We start from the raw sequence: 14336 nt of genomic DNA on the forward strand, positions 1-14336 counted from the left end.
AAATTTCATCATTTCTTCTTTTGAAGAAAAATATAAAATTACTAGTGAATCATCAAAAAATTCATATTTTATGGTTCTTATTAGCAAAAAATGATTTAATGTAATAAATTTTTCCCAAGACGTTTTTTCCTTCTCGGTAAGAAGATTCAAAAGTTTGATCATCAATAATTGATTAATTGATTTAATTATCTGCACAGGGATTGTTAGTATCCTTTAGGGAAGATAATTTAATTAAAGAAATTTCTATAGAAAGACGAGGATTCCGACTTAATTTATAATCTATATAAGCAAGGTGACAAATCTGTATTGCTTCTATTAAAAAATCTTTAGAAACGATTGATGCCTGTTGAATATACTTTTCTTTAAGTGATTCAACAACTTCCATTAAGGAAAGTCCATCTGAGTTTTTGGCCAATATAAGATATTTAAAATGTTGAGCCAATCCTTCTATAAAGAATTTTTCATCAAATCCATTCTGGAGTATTTCATGAAAAAGTAATAGAATTCCTGTAATATTATTGGAAAGCATCAAATCCACTGATTTAAAATAATATTCTTGATCAAGAATACCCAATTGATCTCTTATTAAAGTTGTAGTTAATTGCTTTCCTGAAAAGGATATAAGTCTATCAAATATGGATAGTGCATCCCGTAAAGATCCATCAGCATGTTGTGCAATCATATACAAAGACTCTATGTCGGTTTTAATTCCTTCTAACGAAGCAATTTGTTTTAGTTTTTTATAAATATTTTCTAAAGAAATCCTTCTAAAATCGTAAATTTGACACCTAGAAAGAATAGTAGGCAATATTTTATGTTTTTCAGTAGTAGAAAGTATAAAAATTGCATGTTCAGGAGGTTCTTCTAAAGTTTTTAAAAAAGCATTGAAGGCTGCTTGAGATAGCATATGAACTTCATCTATGATATATACTTTATATTTTCCCTGTTGAGGTGGAAAACGTAACTGATCTATTAAATTTCTTATATCATCTACTGAATTGTTAGAAGCAGCATCTAACTCAAAAACATTAAAATTATTTTCTAATATTTCTTTCTTGTGAGAAAGAATATTGACATTTCTAGCCAATATACGAGCGCAAGTAGTCTTTCCCACTCCTTTAGGACCACAAAATAAAAACGCATGAGCTAAACGATTATTCTTTATAGCTCTCTCTAGCGTATCAGTAACGGCTTTTTGTCCTACTACATCTTTAAAATCTTTAGGACGATACTTTATAGCTGAAACAATATAGGCTTGCATAATTAAATTAATATTTCTTTAATTTTAGCAGCAGCTTCTTTCAGTGTAACAACGTAGTGTACGCATAATCCACTATGATCTATCATATTTTTAGCTTCTTTAGCATTAGTTCCTTGTAAACGGACAATCAAAGGGACATGTATTCCTCCTTCTATAATTTTATCGGCAGCTATGATACCTTGGGCAATGGTATCACAACGTACAATACCTCCGAAAATATTAATGAATATAGCTGAAATGGTCTTATCTTTCAATAAAATACAAACAGCTTTTTCTACTCTATGTGCATCGGCGGTTCCTCCAACATCAAGGAAATTAGCGGGACTTCCCCCTGAAAATTTAATAAGATCCATAGTCGCCATAGCTAAACCTGCCCCATTAACAATACAGCCAACATTACTATCAAGTTTGACCAAATTAAAACCCGCTAAAGCAGCCTCTACTTCAGAGGGATCTTCCTCATCTATATCACGCAGAGCTGCATAGTCAGTATGTCTATAAAGAGCATTATCATCTATAACGACTTTAGTATCAACAGCTATAATATTATTATCAGAAGTTTTTAATAATGGATTAATCTCAATCATGGAAGCGTCTGATGCTACATAAGCCTTATAAAGCGTTTTGATAAAAATTATGAATTCTTTGAATACCTGGGTAGGTAATTTCATATTAAAAGCTATCTTTTTCGCTTGAAAGTCAAATATCCCATAGTACGGGTCTATCTCTTCTATAAAAATTTTTTCATGTGATTCTTTAGCTATTTGTTCAATATCTACACCTCCTTCGGTCGAATACATTATTATATTTTTTTCTTTATTTCTGTCTATGAGTATAGATATATAGTATTCTTTAATCTCACTTTTCCCTTTATAATAAACATCTTGTACAATCATTACACGATGTACTAGTTTTCCTTCTTTAGGAGTTTGAGGTGTAATCAAACGCATCCCTATAATTTTTGAGGATATTTCATAGACCTCTTTCAGAGATTTCGCCATTTTTATACCTCCTCCTTTTCCACGTCCTCCAGCATGTATTTGTGCTTTTACTATCCAAATATTGGACCCGGTTTTTTGAGTTATTTTTTTTGCCAGAGTTATGGCTTCATATGGTGTTCGTGCTACCATACCCAATGGAACCTTTATTCCAAAAGAGTGAAGTATGTTCTTTCCTTGATATTCATGTAAATTCATAAGACTTTATTATGAATGATGAGTTATTTTCAATCCGCTATTATAAAATTAAGTAGGGGGCACAGTACCACTACACGCAATTTACTACGTTATAACGAGGATCCGGCCTGATGGGGCGTCAAAAATAATAATTTGTCTCCATATTTTCCTGTTACCTAAACACTTATATATTTATGATAAAAAATTTATGAAAGTTGTCGTTGTTGGAGCTACAGGAATGGTAGGTAAAGTTATACTAAAAGTATTAGAAGAAAGAAAATTCCCGGTAACAGAATTAATCTTAGTTGCTTCAGAAAGATCTCTAGAAAAAGAAATTTGTTTCAAAGGTAAAAAATATAAACTTACTAGTCTAAAAAAAGCGATTAGGATGTTCCCTAACATTGCTTTATTTTCAGCTGGAAGTGAAATTTCAAAAGAATGGGCTCCTAAATTTGCTCAAATAGGAACTACAGTCATCGATAATTCTTCAGCTTGGAGGTTGGATTCTTCAAAAAAACTCGTTGTACCTGAAATTAACGCCCATAAACTAACAGAAAAAGATAAAATTATTGCTAATCCTAATTGTTCCACCATACAGTTAGTAATGGTTCTTAATCCATTGCATAAAAAATACGGAATAGAACGTGTCTTTATTTCTACTTATCAATCAGTCACAGGGACTGGAAAAAAAGCTGTAGATCAATTATTTGCTGAATCGAAAGGAAAATATGGTGAACGTATTTATCCATACCCAATTTACCAAAATGCCATTCCACAGTGCGATTCTTTTGAAGAAAATGGATATACTAAAGAAGAACTTAAATTGATAAGAGAACCAAAGAAAATTATGGGCGTAAAAAATATGGGGGTGAGTGCCACAGCAGTTCGTGTTCCAGTGATCGGAGGACATTCTGAAAGTGTACAGATTTCTTTAAAAAAAGACTTTGAACTAGATGAATTACGAAAAATATTGAAAAATACACCAGGATTAATACTACAAGATAATCCTAAAAATAATTATTATCCCATGCCAATTCATTCCGGAGGAAAAGACGAAGTATTTGTAGGAAGATTGCGGAGGGATTTTTCACAAGAAAATAGCTTATTACTTTGGTTAGTCGCTGATAATTTGCGAAAAGGTGCAGCCACTAACGCAATACAAATTGCAGAGTATTTGATAAATCATAAACTTATACAGTAGAAGATTTCCCTAAACTACCCTTATGAATATTTACAGTAATAAAAATTTTAAAATAAAAAGTCTATTGAGATTACAAAAAAAATCCGGACTTCGTATAGAGCAACATATTATTATTGTAGAAGGCCTAAGAGAAATTGAAAAAGCGTTACAAGGAAATTATCAACCTAAAGAAATTTTTATCTGTAAAGATATTACTGAAAAGATAAATGTTCTACAACATTTTCCTAGAATTATAGAAATTAGCCGTAAAGTTTTTGAACAAATTGCTTATAGAAAAAAAAGCGGAGGATTAATAGGTATTTTTTATCGGCACGCTATTAAATTGGATAATTTTAATATAAGCAAGGCATTATTTTTGCTAATTCTTGATGGTATTGAAAAACCTGGAAATTTAGGCGCTATTTTTAGAAGTGCTGAAGCTATAGATTTAGATGGTATTATACTTTATAAATCTAAAACAGATCTTTTTCATCCCAATGTAATACGAGCAAGCTTAGGAACAGTATTTACCCAAAAAATAATAGAAATAGCACCTTCAAAATTCTTTTTTTGGATAAAAAAAAATAAGGTCCAACTTATAGTTTCTTCACTTAGAAATGATGCGACTAATTTATATAATAGTGATTTAAGATCAAAAATTGCTGTTGTGATAGGATCAGAATCTTTTGGGGCTTCAAAAGAAATAATTAAAGCATCCGATCAAATATTAAAAATTCCTATGCGGGGAAATATTGATTCATTAAATGTAAGTAATGCTGCAGCTGTAATCCTTTTTGAGGCCTTTCGTCAGCGTTTATATGTATTACACTCGTTGTAATACTAAAACAACTACAACTAAATGAAAAATCATTTTATAGAACTTTACAACAATGGCTATTCTGTACAAACGAATGGATTAAAAATTATTTTTCTACAAAAAACAGATCTATTTTTTTTCTACAAAATTTGTGTATATGTTCCGAAAAAATTTATTAAAAGCGCAGTAAAAAGAAATCTAGTTAAACGAAGAATCATAAACGCCTATATCCGAAAGTTTTTAAAAAAAAATGGGCAAACCTCTTATTTAATATTAATTCTTTGGATGAAGAAAGAACTGACGAAAGTTCAGGAAATAGAAATGTATATTAATATAGAAAAAATCTTTTACTTCTTTTTATTAGGAACCCACATGATAAAAACCAAACAATATTAAAAAAATTGAATAGTACTAATAAACGCACCTTGTACTCTCTTTATAGTAATACTATATTTTTTTTTTTCTCTTTTTAAGACGTTTTATATTTTTTGGGCTCAACCGAGTGTTACCATAAGTACCTCTATTAATTTTTCCACGACGTGTTTTTTTATCTCCCTTTCCCATGTTATATGTATTTTTTTTATAGTCTAAATATAACAAAGTTATTCTTAAAATCGTGAACTAAGGTTAAATAAACAACATTTCGCAGGCTTTAGTAAGATACTCACAAAGTTTTTCAGCTTCTTCTATGGTATTATAAACAGCAAAACTAGCTCTAATGGTTCCAATTGTTCCTAAAGCTTTCATAAGTGGTTGGGCACAATGATGACCAGTGCGTACTGCAATTCCCATTCTATCTAGAAGACTACCTATATCAAACGGGTGTACTCCAGATAAATTAAAAGATACGATAGTTGAACGTGGTGCAGTATCTGCATACTGGTAAATACCATTTAATGAATTTAAATGACGACTTACTTCTTTTAGAAGATAATCTTCGTAAGATTTAATCCTGTCCAGACCGATATTTTCTATAAAAAATAATGCGCTTTCCCAAGCAATAATTCCAGCAATATTTGGTGTTCCAGCTTCGAATTTAAAAGGTAATTCAGCATAAATAGTTTGATCAAAATTTACCTCTTTAATCATTTCACCTCCTCCTTGCCAAGGAGAGAATTTTTCAAGCAAATTCTTTTTTCCATATAATACTCCTGTCCCTGTAGGACCATACATTTTATGAGCCGAAAAAGCATAAAAGTCAACATCTAAATCTTGGACATCTATTTGAGTATGTGCAAGTGCTTGAGCTCCATCAATAAAGACCCAAGCACCTTGATTATGTACTTTTTGGATAATTTTTTTTATCGGATTTATTACTCCTAACACATTAGAAATGTGATTTAGAGAAACGATACGCGTTCGTTCAGTTAAAAGTCTATCTAAGACTTCTATACATAAACAACCATTTGGATCTATTGGAATAATATTCAAATGGGCGTTTTTGCGTTGGCATAACATTTGCCATGGTACAATATTAGAGTGATGCTCAAGTTCTGAAAGTATAATATCATCTCCTTCATGTATAAAATCATTCATAGCGTACGCTATTAAATTAATAGATTCAGTTGTACCCTTAGTAAATATTATTTCCTGCACACTAAAAGAATTGATAAATCTGTGTATATGCTCACGACTTCTCTCCATAGCTTCTGTAGCCACTTGACTCATATAGTGAATCCCACGATGCACATTAGAATTCATTGTGCTATAATATTTATTTATAGCACTGATAACTTCCATCGGTTTTTGAGTGGTGGCTGCGTTGTCTAAATATATCCAAGGGTGATCATAGACTTTCTTAGAAAGAATCGGAAAATTTTTTCTGATGTCACGTATTTCTGATGGTGATAACATTCTGAGGTTTATAAATAAAAATTAAGATAGACATTCATTTTTTTACTTATGATTTCATAAATATGTTTCTTTAGTTTTGGAATAGGAATATGTTCTAACACCTCTTGAACAAAAGCAAACATCAATTGTGCACGAGCCTCTTTTTCCGAAATACCACGTGAACGAAAATAAAAAATAGCTTGTTCGTTAAACTTACCAATAGTACAACCGTGTGAGCATAGGACATCGTCGGCAAAAATTTCAAGGTGAGGCTTTGTCTTTACAGAAGTTTTTCTGGAGAGTAAAATATTGTTATTCCGTTGAAAAGCATCAGTTTTTTTTGCTTCTTTACGAACTATTATTTTTCCATTAAAAACACCTTTAGCTTTATCATCAAATATACCTTTGTAGATTTCATTACTTTTACCATTAGGATAAGCATGTTCTATTACAGTATGATGATCCACCAAAATTTTTCCATGAAGAATACTAATACCATTAAGTTTTGAACAGACTTTTGAATCACGTTGATAAATATGTAAATTGTTCCTAACTAGTTTTCCTCCAAAAGAAAAAGTACTTATAGAACACTTGCTTTTAAACTTTTGATAAATAAACGTCTGATCTATTAAAGAAGATTTAGAAATCTCATTCTGTATTTTAAAATATTCTAAATGACTATGAGTATCCGTATATATCTCTGTTACAGAATTGCTTAATGGAATATCTGATCCTAATGTATAATGTTTTTCTATAATTTCTGCGTAAGATCCTTTTCCTAAAATTACCAAGTTTCGAGGAAAAATAAGTGTATAGTGGGAATCTACCCCACTAGAAAAGTATACTAGTTGGATCGGATGTTCTACTCTTAGACCATCTGGTATGTGTATATAGGCCACATCTTGGGCTAAAGCGGTATTCAGAGCATTGAATCCATCTTGCGATGAAGAAAGTTTAGCATAATAAGCTATAATATAAACATATTTTTCTGGAGAAAGTCCATGAGAAAAAACACAAATGTTTTTGTATCGTTGTGTGGGTTTGGAAAACCGTGCACTATACACCCCATTTACGAATACTAATCGGTAACTATCAGTAGTATATAATAAATGAGGCTGTATATCTTTCCATTCTATAGAAGTATTATGAGAAAACATATAATCACGATTTAATAATGGGATGTTCCATGCTTCAATCGTGGTAAATACTTTTTTTTTTAATGTTTTTATAGCGTCAAAACGAAGTGTATGAAAATATTCATGCCAAGGTATTTTCTTCTTGAAATAAGAAGAGATAATCTTTTTTTTTATATCTATCATTAATGAGTTTTTATCCAATCATAACCTTTTTTTTCTAGTTCCATCGTCAGTTTTTTGTCCCCTGATTTAACTATTTGACCTTGGTATAATACATGAACATAATCTGGAACAATATACTGCAAAATCCGATTATAATGCGTAATTATTAAAAGAGCATTTTCCCTATTTTTTAGGCTATTTATTCCATTAGCTACTATTCTGAGTGCATCAATATCCAGTCCGGAGTCTGTTTCATCAAGAATAGCCAATTTAGGTTCTAACATAGCCATTTGAAAAATTTCTGTTAGTTTTTTTTCTCCTCCTGAGAAACCCTCGTTGATAGAACGATAAAGTAAATTTTTGTCTATTCCTAAAAGGGTAGAGTTTTTATGAATTTTCTTTAGCATCTCAGTAGCAGTCATCTCTTCCAATCCCTTAGCTTCCCTAAAGGAGTTTATAGCTGTCCTAATAAAATTTGTTATAGACACTCCTGGTATTTCTATCGGATATTGAAAAGAAAGGAATATACCTAAATGAGCACGCTTTTCTGGGGAATATTTTAACAGATTTTTTCCTTCGAAAAATATGCTTCCATGAGTTACTTCGTAACCTTCTTTTCCAGCAATAATAGAAGATAGCGTACTTTTTCCCGAACCATTAGGTCCCATAATGGCATGAATTTCTCCTTTCTTAATTTTCAAATTTATTCCTCTAAGAATCTTTTTTTCTTTTATCCGAACATGAAGATCAATGATATTTAACATAATTACAGAATCTTACTATACTCTTGATTAGAGAACTATCCGACTGATCCTTCTAAAGAAATTTCTAATAGTTTTTTGGCTTCCACAGAAAATTCCATAGGCAATTTATTAAGTACTTCTTTGCTAAAACCGTTAACGATAAGGGCTATAGCCTTTTCTTTATTTATTCCTCTTTGATTGCAAAAAAAAATCTGATCTTCTCCAATTTTCGATGTGGTAGCTTCATGTTCTATCTTTGCAGAAGGATTGTTCACTTCGATATAAGGGAAGGTGTGGGCTCCGCATTTATTTCCAATAAGTAGTGAATCACATTGAGAAAAATTTCTTGCATTTTCCGCTTGTTGGGAAACCTTTACTAATCCTCGATAACTATTTTGTGATTTTCCGTCAGAAATTCCTTTCGAAATAATGGTACTTTTTGTATTATTCCCAATATGGATCATCTTAGTTCCGGTATCTGCTTGTTGAAAATTTTTTGTCACAGCTACTGAATAAAATTCTCCCATTGAATAATCTCCTTGCAAAATGCAAGATGGATATTTCCACGTTACGGAAGAACCAGTTTCTACTTGCGTCCAGGAAATTTTAGATCGGGTTTCGCAAATTCCCCTTTTCGTGACAAAGTTATAAACTCCTCCCTTTCCGTCTTTATCTCCAGGAAACCAATTTTGCACTGTCGAATATTTAATTTCAGCATCTTCTAACGAAATAAGTTCTACGACGGCAGCATGTAACTGATTTTCCTCTCGTCTTGAAGCAGTACATCCTTCCAAATAACTGACATAAGCCCCTTTACCAGCGATAACTAATGTCCGTTCAAATTGTCCAGTCCCTTCTTCGTTAATACGGAAATAAGTAGAAAGTTCCATTGGACAATGAACTCCATCTGGTATATAACAAAACGAACCATCAGAAAATACTGCAGAATTTAACGCGGCATAGAAATTATCTCTTATTGGTACTACCGTTCCAATGTATTTCCTTACTAATTCAGGATACTTATGTATAGCTTCATTTATTGAACAAAAAATAATACCTTTTTTTGATAAAGTTTTTTTGAAAGTAGTCGTTACAGATATAGAGTCTATTACTACATCTAGAGCAACTCCCGCCATATACTTTTGTTCTGAAAGAGGAATTCCAAGTTTATTAAAAGTTTCTAATAAATAAGAATCCACTTTATCCAAACTATTGACAGTAGTTTTTCTTTTAGGAGCAGAATAATAACTAATATCTTGATAATTAAGTTTTTGATATTTAATCTTAGCCCATTCAGGCTCTTTCATTTCTTTCCATATTTTAAAGGCCTCTAGTCGCCACTGCATCATCCAATTTGGCTCATCTCTTTTTTTTGAAAGAGAAACAATAACCTTTTCGTTGAGACCTTTAGGAAATTTATAAGAATCTAGTTGAGAATAAAAACCATACTTATATTCATATTCGGTAATCTTCTTAAGAAGGTCTTGTTTCATCTTAAGCGGAGAAACTCCTAACGCAACCACAAGTACGTTCAGCATTCGGGTTGTAAAAACCTCTGCAACCTACAGATTTGATTTCTCCTTCCTTAAATACTTTGTCTTTAGATAAACCTTCTTCTGGCATAAATTTTTTTTTATACAGAATAATCACTGTAGTGAGTATCTATATATACTATTTATCATAGAGAACTCAGAGAGAAAGTATAAACATATTGGGATGAAGTTAAATTATTTAGTTGCATCCTTTACACGAGCGTTCTAAGCCCAAGATGGGACTATAGCTTCAGTATAATTAACCTAATACATAAAGATTTGTTACGTTTCCCGGAGACCGCTTTACTATTTTTCCACAATTAGTTTATAGTAAAGCTATATCATTACGATTACTGTAGAATATTTTGGGGCAATCATATTCGTGTGACGTTATATACCTGCGTTTGCGATAGACGTCGAAATTTAGACGTAACTTCTGTATTATCGCTAAGATAGACGTAACTTCTGTATTATCGCTAAGATAGACGTAACTTCTGTATTATCGCTAAGATAGACGTAACTTCTGTATTATCGCTAAGATAGACCATGGAAAGAGCACCTTGGCAGATCGTTTGCTAGAACGAACGGGATGAGAACGAACGGGATGATAAAGAAAAACCAATTTCTTGATGACATGGACCTTGAACGATAACGTGGTATTACCATTAAAAGTCACGCTATTCAAATGAATTATAAAGGAACCGATAACCTTATTGATACTCCTGGACATGTACCTCAGAAGTATCGCGATCCATTACGTGAAGGAGCTTTATTGATAGTGGATGCTGTGCAAAGCATCCAAGCCCAAACTATAAAATAATCCCTATACTTAATCAAATAGATTTCCCAGTATAGAATACTGAAAGAGTTATTGTCATAAATAATTTATGCTAGCGCTAAAAAAAATATAGTAATTGAATACTATATCTCCATTACAAGCGTTGATTTTTGATTCGATCTATACGAGGAGTAGAGGCTTATTTTCGCGTTATGAATGGTGAAAAGGACAGAAGATAAAATTCATGGGAACTTAAAAAATTTGTTCTGTAGATGAAATTGGAATTTTTAAATAAATGGTACTGGAATAAGATAGCCTACATTTCCAGGAATAAAAAATGTTTTAGAAATTAAAGTAGGTGATACTTTTACCTAAATTGATAATACAGCAAAAAATACAATAAAAGGGTTTAAAGAAGTAAAACCTATGGTATTTGCAGGAGTTTATCCAGTAGATAGTAAAGACTATGAAGAGTTGCGTACCTCCATTGAAAAATTACGATGTTTCTCTCACTTTTATTCAAGAATATTCCATAGCTCTTGGTTTTCGATGCGGATTTTTAGGTATATGGAAATAAAACAAGATCGTTTGCATCGTGAAACAATTAAGGCATTTAGAAAATATAGCTAAATGTTACGTAGTAGATATTTCACGAAAAAAAATGCGGAAAATTGAAATACCGCAATTTTATGACCATGCTTAAATTAGAGTATTAAAAAAATAAAGTTGTATATTTATTATTTATTTTAATCCCCTTACCATGTATGTCATTGTAGAGATAGCAGGGTTACAATATAAAGTTTACCAAGACAGATTCGTATATATTCCTCGGTTAAAACAAAAAGAGGGAGAAAATGTAACTTTTAATCGAGTTCTTTTACTAGAGAGGTCTGGGTCTGTTACCATAGGTACTCCATTTATAAAGAAAATACAAGTAATAGGAAAGGTCCTTTCGCATATTAAATCGGATAAAATCATAGTTTTTAAAAAAAAAAGAAGAAAAGGATATAAGATAAAACAGGGTCATAGACAGAAACTTACCAAATTAAAAATTATTTCCATCAATACTCAATAAATATATTCTAATGGCTCATAAAAAAGGAGTAGGAAGTTCAAAAAATGGACGAGACTCAGCAAGTAAACGATTAGGAATAAAAATCTTTGGAGGTCAAAAGGTACAGCCTGGTAATATTATTGTTCGTCAAAGAGGAACTAAACACCGGCCTGGGAATCTAGTTTTTATGGGTAAAGATCATACTTTACACGCTGCAGAATTCGGATTAGTGAAGTTTTATAAAAAAAAAGGAAATTCATACGTGTCTGTCATTAAAATGGATAAATAAAAATCCATCAATTACTGGGTAGCTCAGAAGGATAGAGCAATAGTTTCCTAAACTATTTGTCGCGGGTTAGAATCCCGCCCTGGTTGCAGTTTAAATATTTTTTCCCATTGTTTCACGTAACAAATATACTTAATAATTATATGTTACCAGTATCATTTATACGAGAAAACCGGGAAAAAGTCATTGAAGGACTGAAAACACGGAAATTTTATAACATTTATTTAATTGATAGAATATTATCTCTAGATAAGGAAAAAAGAAAAATACAATTTAAATATAATGAATATCTGGCAGCTTCCAATAATCTCTCTAAAGAGATCGGTAAACTTTTCACAAATGGTAAAGGGACACAATCACTTCGTTCCCAATCTTTAAAATTAAAGTCAGAAATACATGAACTTAATAAAAAACTTTACCAAAAGTCAAAGCTACTAAAGGAAGCTTTGCTTAAAATTCCTAATATTCCTTATAAATTAGTTTCTGAAACAAATGATATTCTTTATAATTGTCATTCTTCCCATTTATTAAATAAAAAGAAGCTTTCTCATTGGGAACTTGCTAATAAATTTCATCTTATCGATTGTCAATTAGGTGCAACCATAAGTCAATCAGGTTTTCCTGTATATATTGGTCAAGGGGCTCGGTTACAACGAGCACTGGTACAATATTTTCTTGATCAAAATATTCGTGCAGGTTATATAGAGTACGCTTTACCGTATCTAGTAAATGAATCTTCGGTACAAGGTACTGGACAATTGCCTGATAAAGAAGAACAAATGTATTATATAACTCGAGACTTTTTGTATCTAATTCCAACTGGAGAGATACCATTAATAAATTGTTTTCGTGATAAAATTTTGCCCGAAAATAAATTACCTATTAAAGCTACTACTTATACACCTTGTTTTCGAAGGGAGGCGGGTTCCTATGGAGCTAATGTTCGAGGACTTAATAGATTACATCAATTCGATAAAGTAGAAATTGTACAGATTTCGACCCCTGATACTTCTTATGATATTTTAGAAGAAATGGTCAAATATGTTCAAGGACTTTTAATGAATTTAAATTTCCCCTTTCGATTGTTACGATTATGTGGTAGAGATATAGGTTTTACGTCGTCTCTTACGTATGATTTAGAAATATATTCAGATATACAGAAACGTTGGTTAGAAGTTAGTTCTATATCTAATTGTACTGATTTTCAAACTAATAGACTTAATATACGATATAAAAATAACGTCGGAAAAATCCTGTTTTGCCATGCTCTGAATGGAAGTGCTTTAGCATTACCAAGAATTTTAGCAGTTCTTTTAGAAGAGAATCAGTATGAAAAAGAAATTCTTATTCCCAATGTCCTCGTTTCCTATACGGGATTTGAAAAAATTACTCTTCCTTTTTGAGGTTTTATGAAAGTCACGGAATACATCGAACGTGCTAAAAACACATTATTATCTTTCGAGCTTCTTCCACCTTTAAAAGGAAGAAGTATTTTAGATGTTTTTGATGTGCTTGATCCTCTGATGGAATTTAATCCTCCTTTTATAAATGTTACTTATCATCGTGATGAATATGGAATAAAGAAAAAATTTTCTAGAAGACCAGGTACCATGGCTATATGTGCAGCTATTATGAATAAGTACGGAGTAGATACCGTTCCCCATATGCTTTGTGGAGGATTTAACAAAAAAATGACCGAAAAGATTTTAATAGATCTATGGTTCTCAGGCATCAGAAATATTTTCGTGCTTAGAGGAGATCCGATGAATTTTGAAAAAAAAAATGTACCGGAACATAATGTACATAACCATTCGGTTGATTTGGTCAAACAAATATACGACCTAAATCAGGGAATATATCTAGATAAAAACTTTATAGGTGTACATCCCACAGATTTCTGTATAGGTGTAACTGGTTATCCAGAAAAACATTTTGAATCTCCTAATCTTAATGAAGATATTTTTCATCTAAGGAAAAAGATTACATCTGGAGCAGACTATATTATTACACAAATGTTTTTTGATAATACAAAATATTTTAATTTCGTATATCGTTGTAGGTTGGAAGGATTAACTGTACCTATTATTCCTGGAATAAAGCCCATTTCTTCCAAATACCAACTTTGGAATATTCCTGCTAATTTTTATATCAATCTACCTCATGAACTTGTTCGTGAAGTGCAACGGGCTAAGAATAATAAATATGTATCTCGTATAGGCATAGAATGGGCTATTCAACAATCCATAGAACTAAAAAAATCCGGTATACCTGTGATACACTATTATACTATGAGTAACCCTCATAACGTTTCTGAAATAGTGAAAAATATTTGTTAATAACATACTATCCAGAAATGTTCTGGATAATAATTGACCTATA

The 14336-nt window shown here is 31.6% G+C and carries 14 protein-coding genes, 1 tRNA gene and 1 pseudogene; 9 read left to right on the plus strand and 7 right to left on the minus strand.

Annotation, left to right across the window (positions count from 1 at the left end):
• Positions 1 to 181 precede the first annotated feature (181 nt).
• Together dnaX and sucC are read right to left on the minus strand one after the other, a co-directional pair.
• Positions 182 to 1261, minus strand: coding sequence for a DNA polymerase III subunit gamma/tau (dnaX, locus tag AAHJ01_RS00775; RefSeq protein WP_342226731.1), 1080 nt, complete (start codon positions 1259 to 1261; stop codon positions 182 to 184).
• Between the two features lie 2 nt (positions 1262 to 1263).
• A complete protein-coding gene (sucC, locus tag AAHJ01_RS00780) occupies positions 1264 to 2457 on the minus strand; it encodes an ADP-forming succinate--CoA ligase subunit beta (RefSeq protein WP_342226732.1) in 1194 nt (397 codons plus the stop codon).
• A gap of 187 nt (positions 2458 to 2644) precedes the next feature.
• On the opposite strand from sucC, the gene asd reads away from it, so the two are divergent.
• Genes asd through AAHJ01_RS00795 form a run of 3 tightly spaced genes read left to right on the plus strand, consistent with a single transcriptional unit; the run spans position 2645 to position 4829 of the window.
• Positions 2645 to 3637 (plus strand): aspartate-semialdehyde dehydrogenase, encoded by a 993-nt coding sequence (gene asd / locus AAHJ01_RS00785; protein ID WP_342226733.1) that lies wholly within the window; start codon positions 2645 to 2647, stop codon positions 3635 to 3637.
• A 22-nt stretch (positions 3638 to 3659) separates the two neighbouring features.
• Entirely contained in the window at positions 3660 to 4454 is a 795-nt protein-coding gene (locus AAHJ01_RS00790; RefSeq protein WP_342226734.1) for an RNA methyltransferase, read from the plus strand.
• Positions 4455 to 4475: 21 nt separating this feature from the next.
• A complete protein-coding gene (locus tag AAHJ01_RS00795; RefSeq protein WP_342226735.1) occupies positions 4476 to 4829 on the plus strand; it encodes a ribonuclease P protein component in 354 nt (117 codons plus the stop codon).
• Between the two features lie 51 nt (positions 4830 to 4880).
• On the opposite strand, the gene AAHJ01_RS00800 is transcribed toward AAHJ01_RS00795, so the two are convergent.
• The 5 genes from AAHJ01_RS00800 to sufB all read right to left on the minus strand — a co-directional run bounded on the left by AAHJ01_RS00800 (position 4881) and on the right by sufB (position 9800).
• Complete coding sequence (locus AAHJ01_RS00800; RefSeq protein ID WP_342226736.1) at positions 4881 to 4997, minus strand: 30S ribosomal protein THX; 117 nt, start codon at positions 4995 to 4997, stop codon at positions 4881 to 4883.
• 63 nt (positions 4998 to 5060) lie between these two features.
• The gene (locus AAHJ01_RS00805; RefSeq protein WP_342226737.1) at positions 5061 to 6287 is read right to left on the minus strand and encodes a SufS family cysteine desulfurase; all 1227 of its coding nucleotides are present in this window, start codon (positions 6285 to 6287) and stop codon (positions 5061 to 5063) included.
• An 8-nt stretch (positions 6288 to 6295) separates the two neighbouring features.
• The gene (sufD, locus tag AAHJ01_RS00810) at positions 6296 to 7585 is read right to left on the minus strand and encodes a Fe-S cluster assembly protein SufD (RefSeq protein ID WP_342226738.1); all 1290 of its coding nucleotides are present in this window, start codon (positions 7583 to 7585) and stop codon (positions 6296 to 6298) included.
• Positions 7585 to 8328, minus strand: a complete 744-nt coding sequence (gene sufC, locus AAHJ01_RS00815) for a Fe-S cluster assembly ATPase SufC (protein WP_342226739.1) — start codon at positions 8326 to 8328, stop codon at positions 7585 to 7587. The genes sufD and sufC overlap by 1 nt, the downstream gene beginning before the upstream one ends.
• 35 nt (positions 8329 to 8363) lie before the next feature.
• Positions 8364 to 9800, minus strand: coding sequence for a Fe-S cluster assembly protein SufB (gene sufB / locus AAHJ01_RS00820; RefSeq protein WP_342226956.1), 1437 nt, complete (start codon positions 9798 to 9800; stop codon positions 8364 to 8366).
• A gap of 566 nt (positions 9801 to 10366) precedes the next feature.
• Here sufB and AAHJ01_RS01540 point away from each other — a divergent pair.
• The 6 genes and pseudogenes from AAHJ01_RS01540 to AAHJ01_RS00855 all read left to right on the plus strand — a co-directional run.
• A pseudogene (locus AAHJ01_RS01540) lies at positions 10367 to 11118 on the plus strand (GTP-binding protein); the annotation flags it as partial.
• 259 nt (positions 11119 to 11377) lie between these two features.
• A complete protein-coding gene (gene rplU, locus AAHJ01_RS00835) occupies positions 11378 to 11692 on the plus strand; it encodes a 50S ribosomal protein L21 (RefSeq protein ID WP_342226741.1) in 315 nt (104 codons plus the stop codon).
• A 10-nt stretch (positions 11693 to 11702) separates the two neighbouring features.
• Positions 11703 to 11960, plus strand: a complete 258-nt coding sequence (gene rpmA / locus AAHJ01_RS00840) for a 50S ribosomal protein L27 (RefSeq protein WP_342226742.1) — start codon at positions 11703 to 11705, stop codon at positions 11958 to 11960.
• 17 nt (positions 11961 to 11977) lie between these two features.
• Positions 11978 to 12045: transfer RNA gene (locus tag AAHJ01_RS00845), tRNA-Arg, on the plus strand.
• A gap of 55 nt (positions 12046 to 12100) precedes the next feature.
• Positions 12101 to 13360, plus strand: coding sequence for a serine--tRNA ligase (gene serS, locus AAHJ01_RS00850; protein ID WP_342226743.1), 1260 nt, complete (start codon positions 12101 to 12103; stop codon positions 13358 to 13360).
• 6 nt (positions 13361 to 13366) lie between these two features.
• Positions 13367 to 14293: a methylenetetrahydrofolate reductase gene (locus AAHJ01_RS00855; protein WP_342226744.1), complete on the plus strand. Its 927-nt coding sequence runs from the start codon at positions 13367 to 13369 to the stop codon at positions 14291 to 14293.
• The last annotated feature ends 43 nt before the right edge of the window (positions 14294 to 14336 follow it).

Source organism: Candidatus Walczuchella endosymbiont of Icerya purchasi (assembly GCF_964030875.1).
In the GTDB taxonomy this organism is placed as follows: Bacteria; Bacteroidota; Bacteroidia; order Flavobacteriales; family Blattabacteriaceae; genus Walczuchella.

Coding starts and splice junctions, on each gene's coding strand:
- AAHJ01_RS00790 (WP_342226734.1), top strand. CDS start 3,660: ATGAATATTTACAGTAATAAAAATTTTAAAATAAAAAGTCTATTGAGA.
- sufC (WP_342226739.1), bottom strand. CDS start 8,328: ATGTTAAATATCATTGATCTTCATGTTCGGATAAAAGAAAAAAAGATT.
- serS (WP_342226743.1), top strand. CDS start 12,101: ATGTTACCAGTATCATTTATACGAGAAAACCGGGAAAAAGTCATTGAA.
- sucC (WP_342226732.1), bottom strand. CDS start 2,457: ATGAATTTACATGAATATCAAGGAAAGAACATACTTCACTCTTTTGGA.
- AAHJ01_RS00805 (WP_342226737.1), bottom strand. CDS start 6,287: ATGTTATCACCATCAGAAATACGTGACATCAGAAAAAATTTTCCGATT.
- rpmA (WP_342226742.1), top strand. CDS start 11,703: ATGGCTCATAAAAAAGGAGTAGGAAGTTCAAAAAATGGACGAGACTCA.
- dnaX (WP_342226731.1), bottom strand. CDS start 1,261: ATGCAAGCCTATATTGTTTCAGCTATAAAGTATCGTCCTAAAGATTTT.
- AAHJ01_RS00800 (WP_342226736.1), bottom strand. CDS start 4,997: ATGGGAAAGGGAGATAAAAAAACACGTCGTGGAAAAATTAATAGAGGT.
- AAHJ01_RS00795 (WP_342226735.1), top strand. CDS start 4,476: ATGAAAAATCATTTTATAGAACTTTACAACAATGGCTATTCTGTACAA.
- asd (WP_342226733.1), top strand. CDS start 2,645: ATGAAAGTTGTCGTTGTTGGAGCTACAGGAATGGTAGGTAAAGTTATA.
- AAHJ01_RS00855 (WP_342226744.1), top strand. CDS start 13,367: ATGAAAGTCACGGAATACATCGAACGTGCTAAAAACACATTATTATCT.
- sufD (WP_342226738.1), bottom strand. CDS start 7,585: ATGATAGATATAAAAAAAAAGATTATCTCTTCTTATTTCAAGAAGAAA.
- rplU (WP_342226741.1), top strand. CDS start 11,378: ATGTATGTCATTGTAGAGATAGCAGGGTTACAATATAAAGTTTACCAA.
- sufB (WP_342226956.1), bottom strand. CDS start 9,800: ATGAAACAAGACCTTCTTAAGAAGATTACCGAATATGAATATAAGTAT.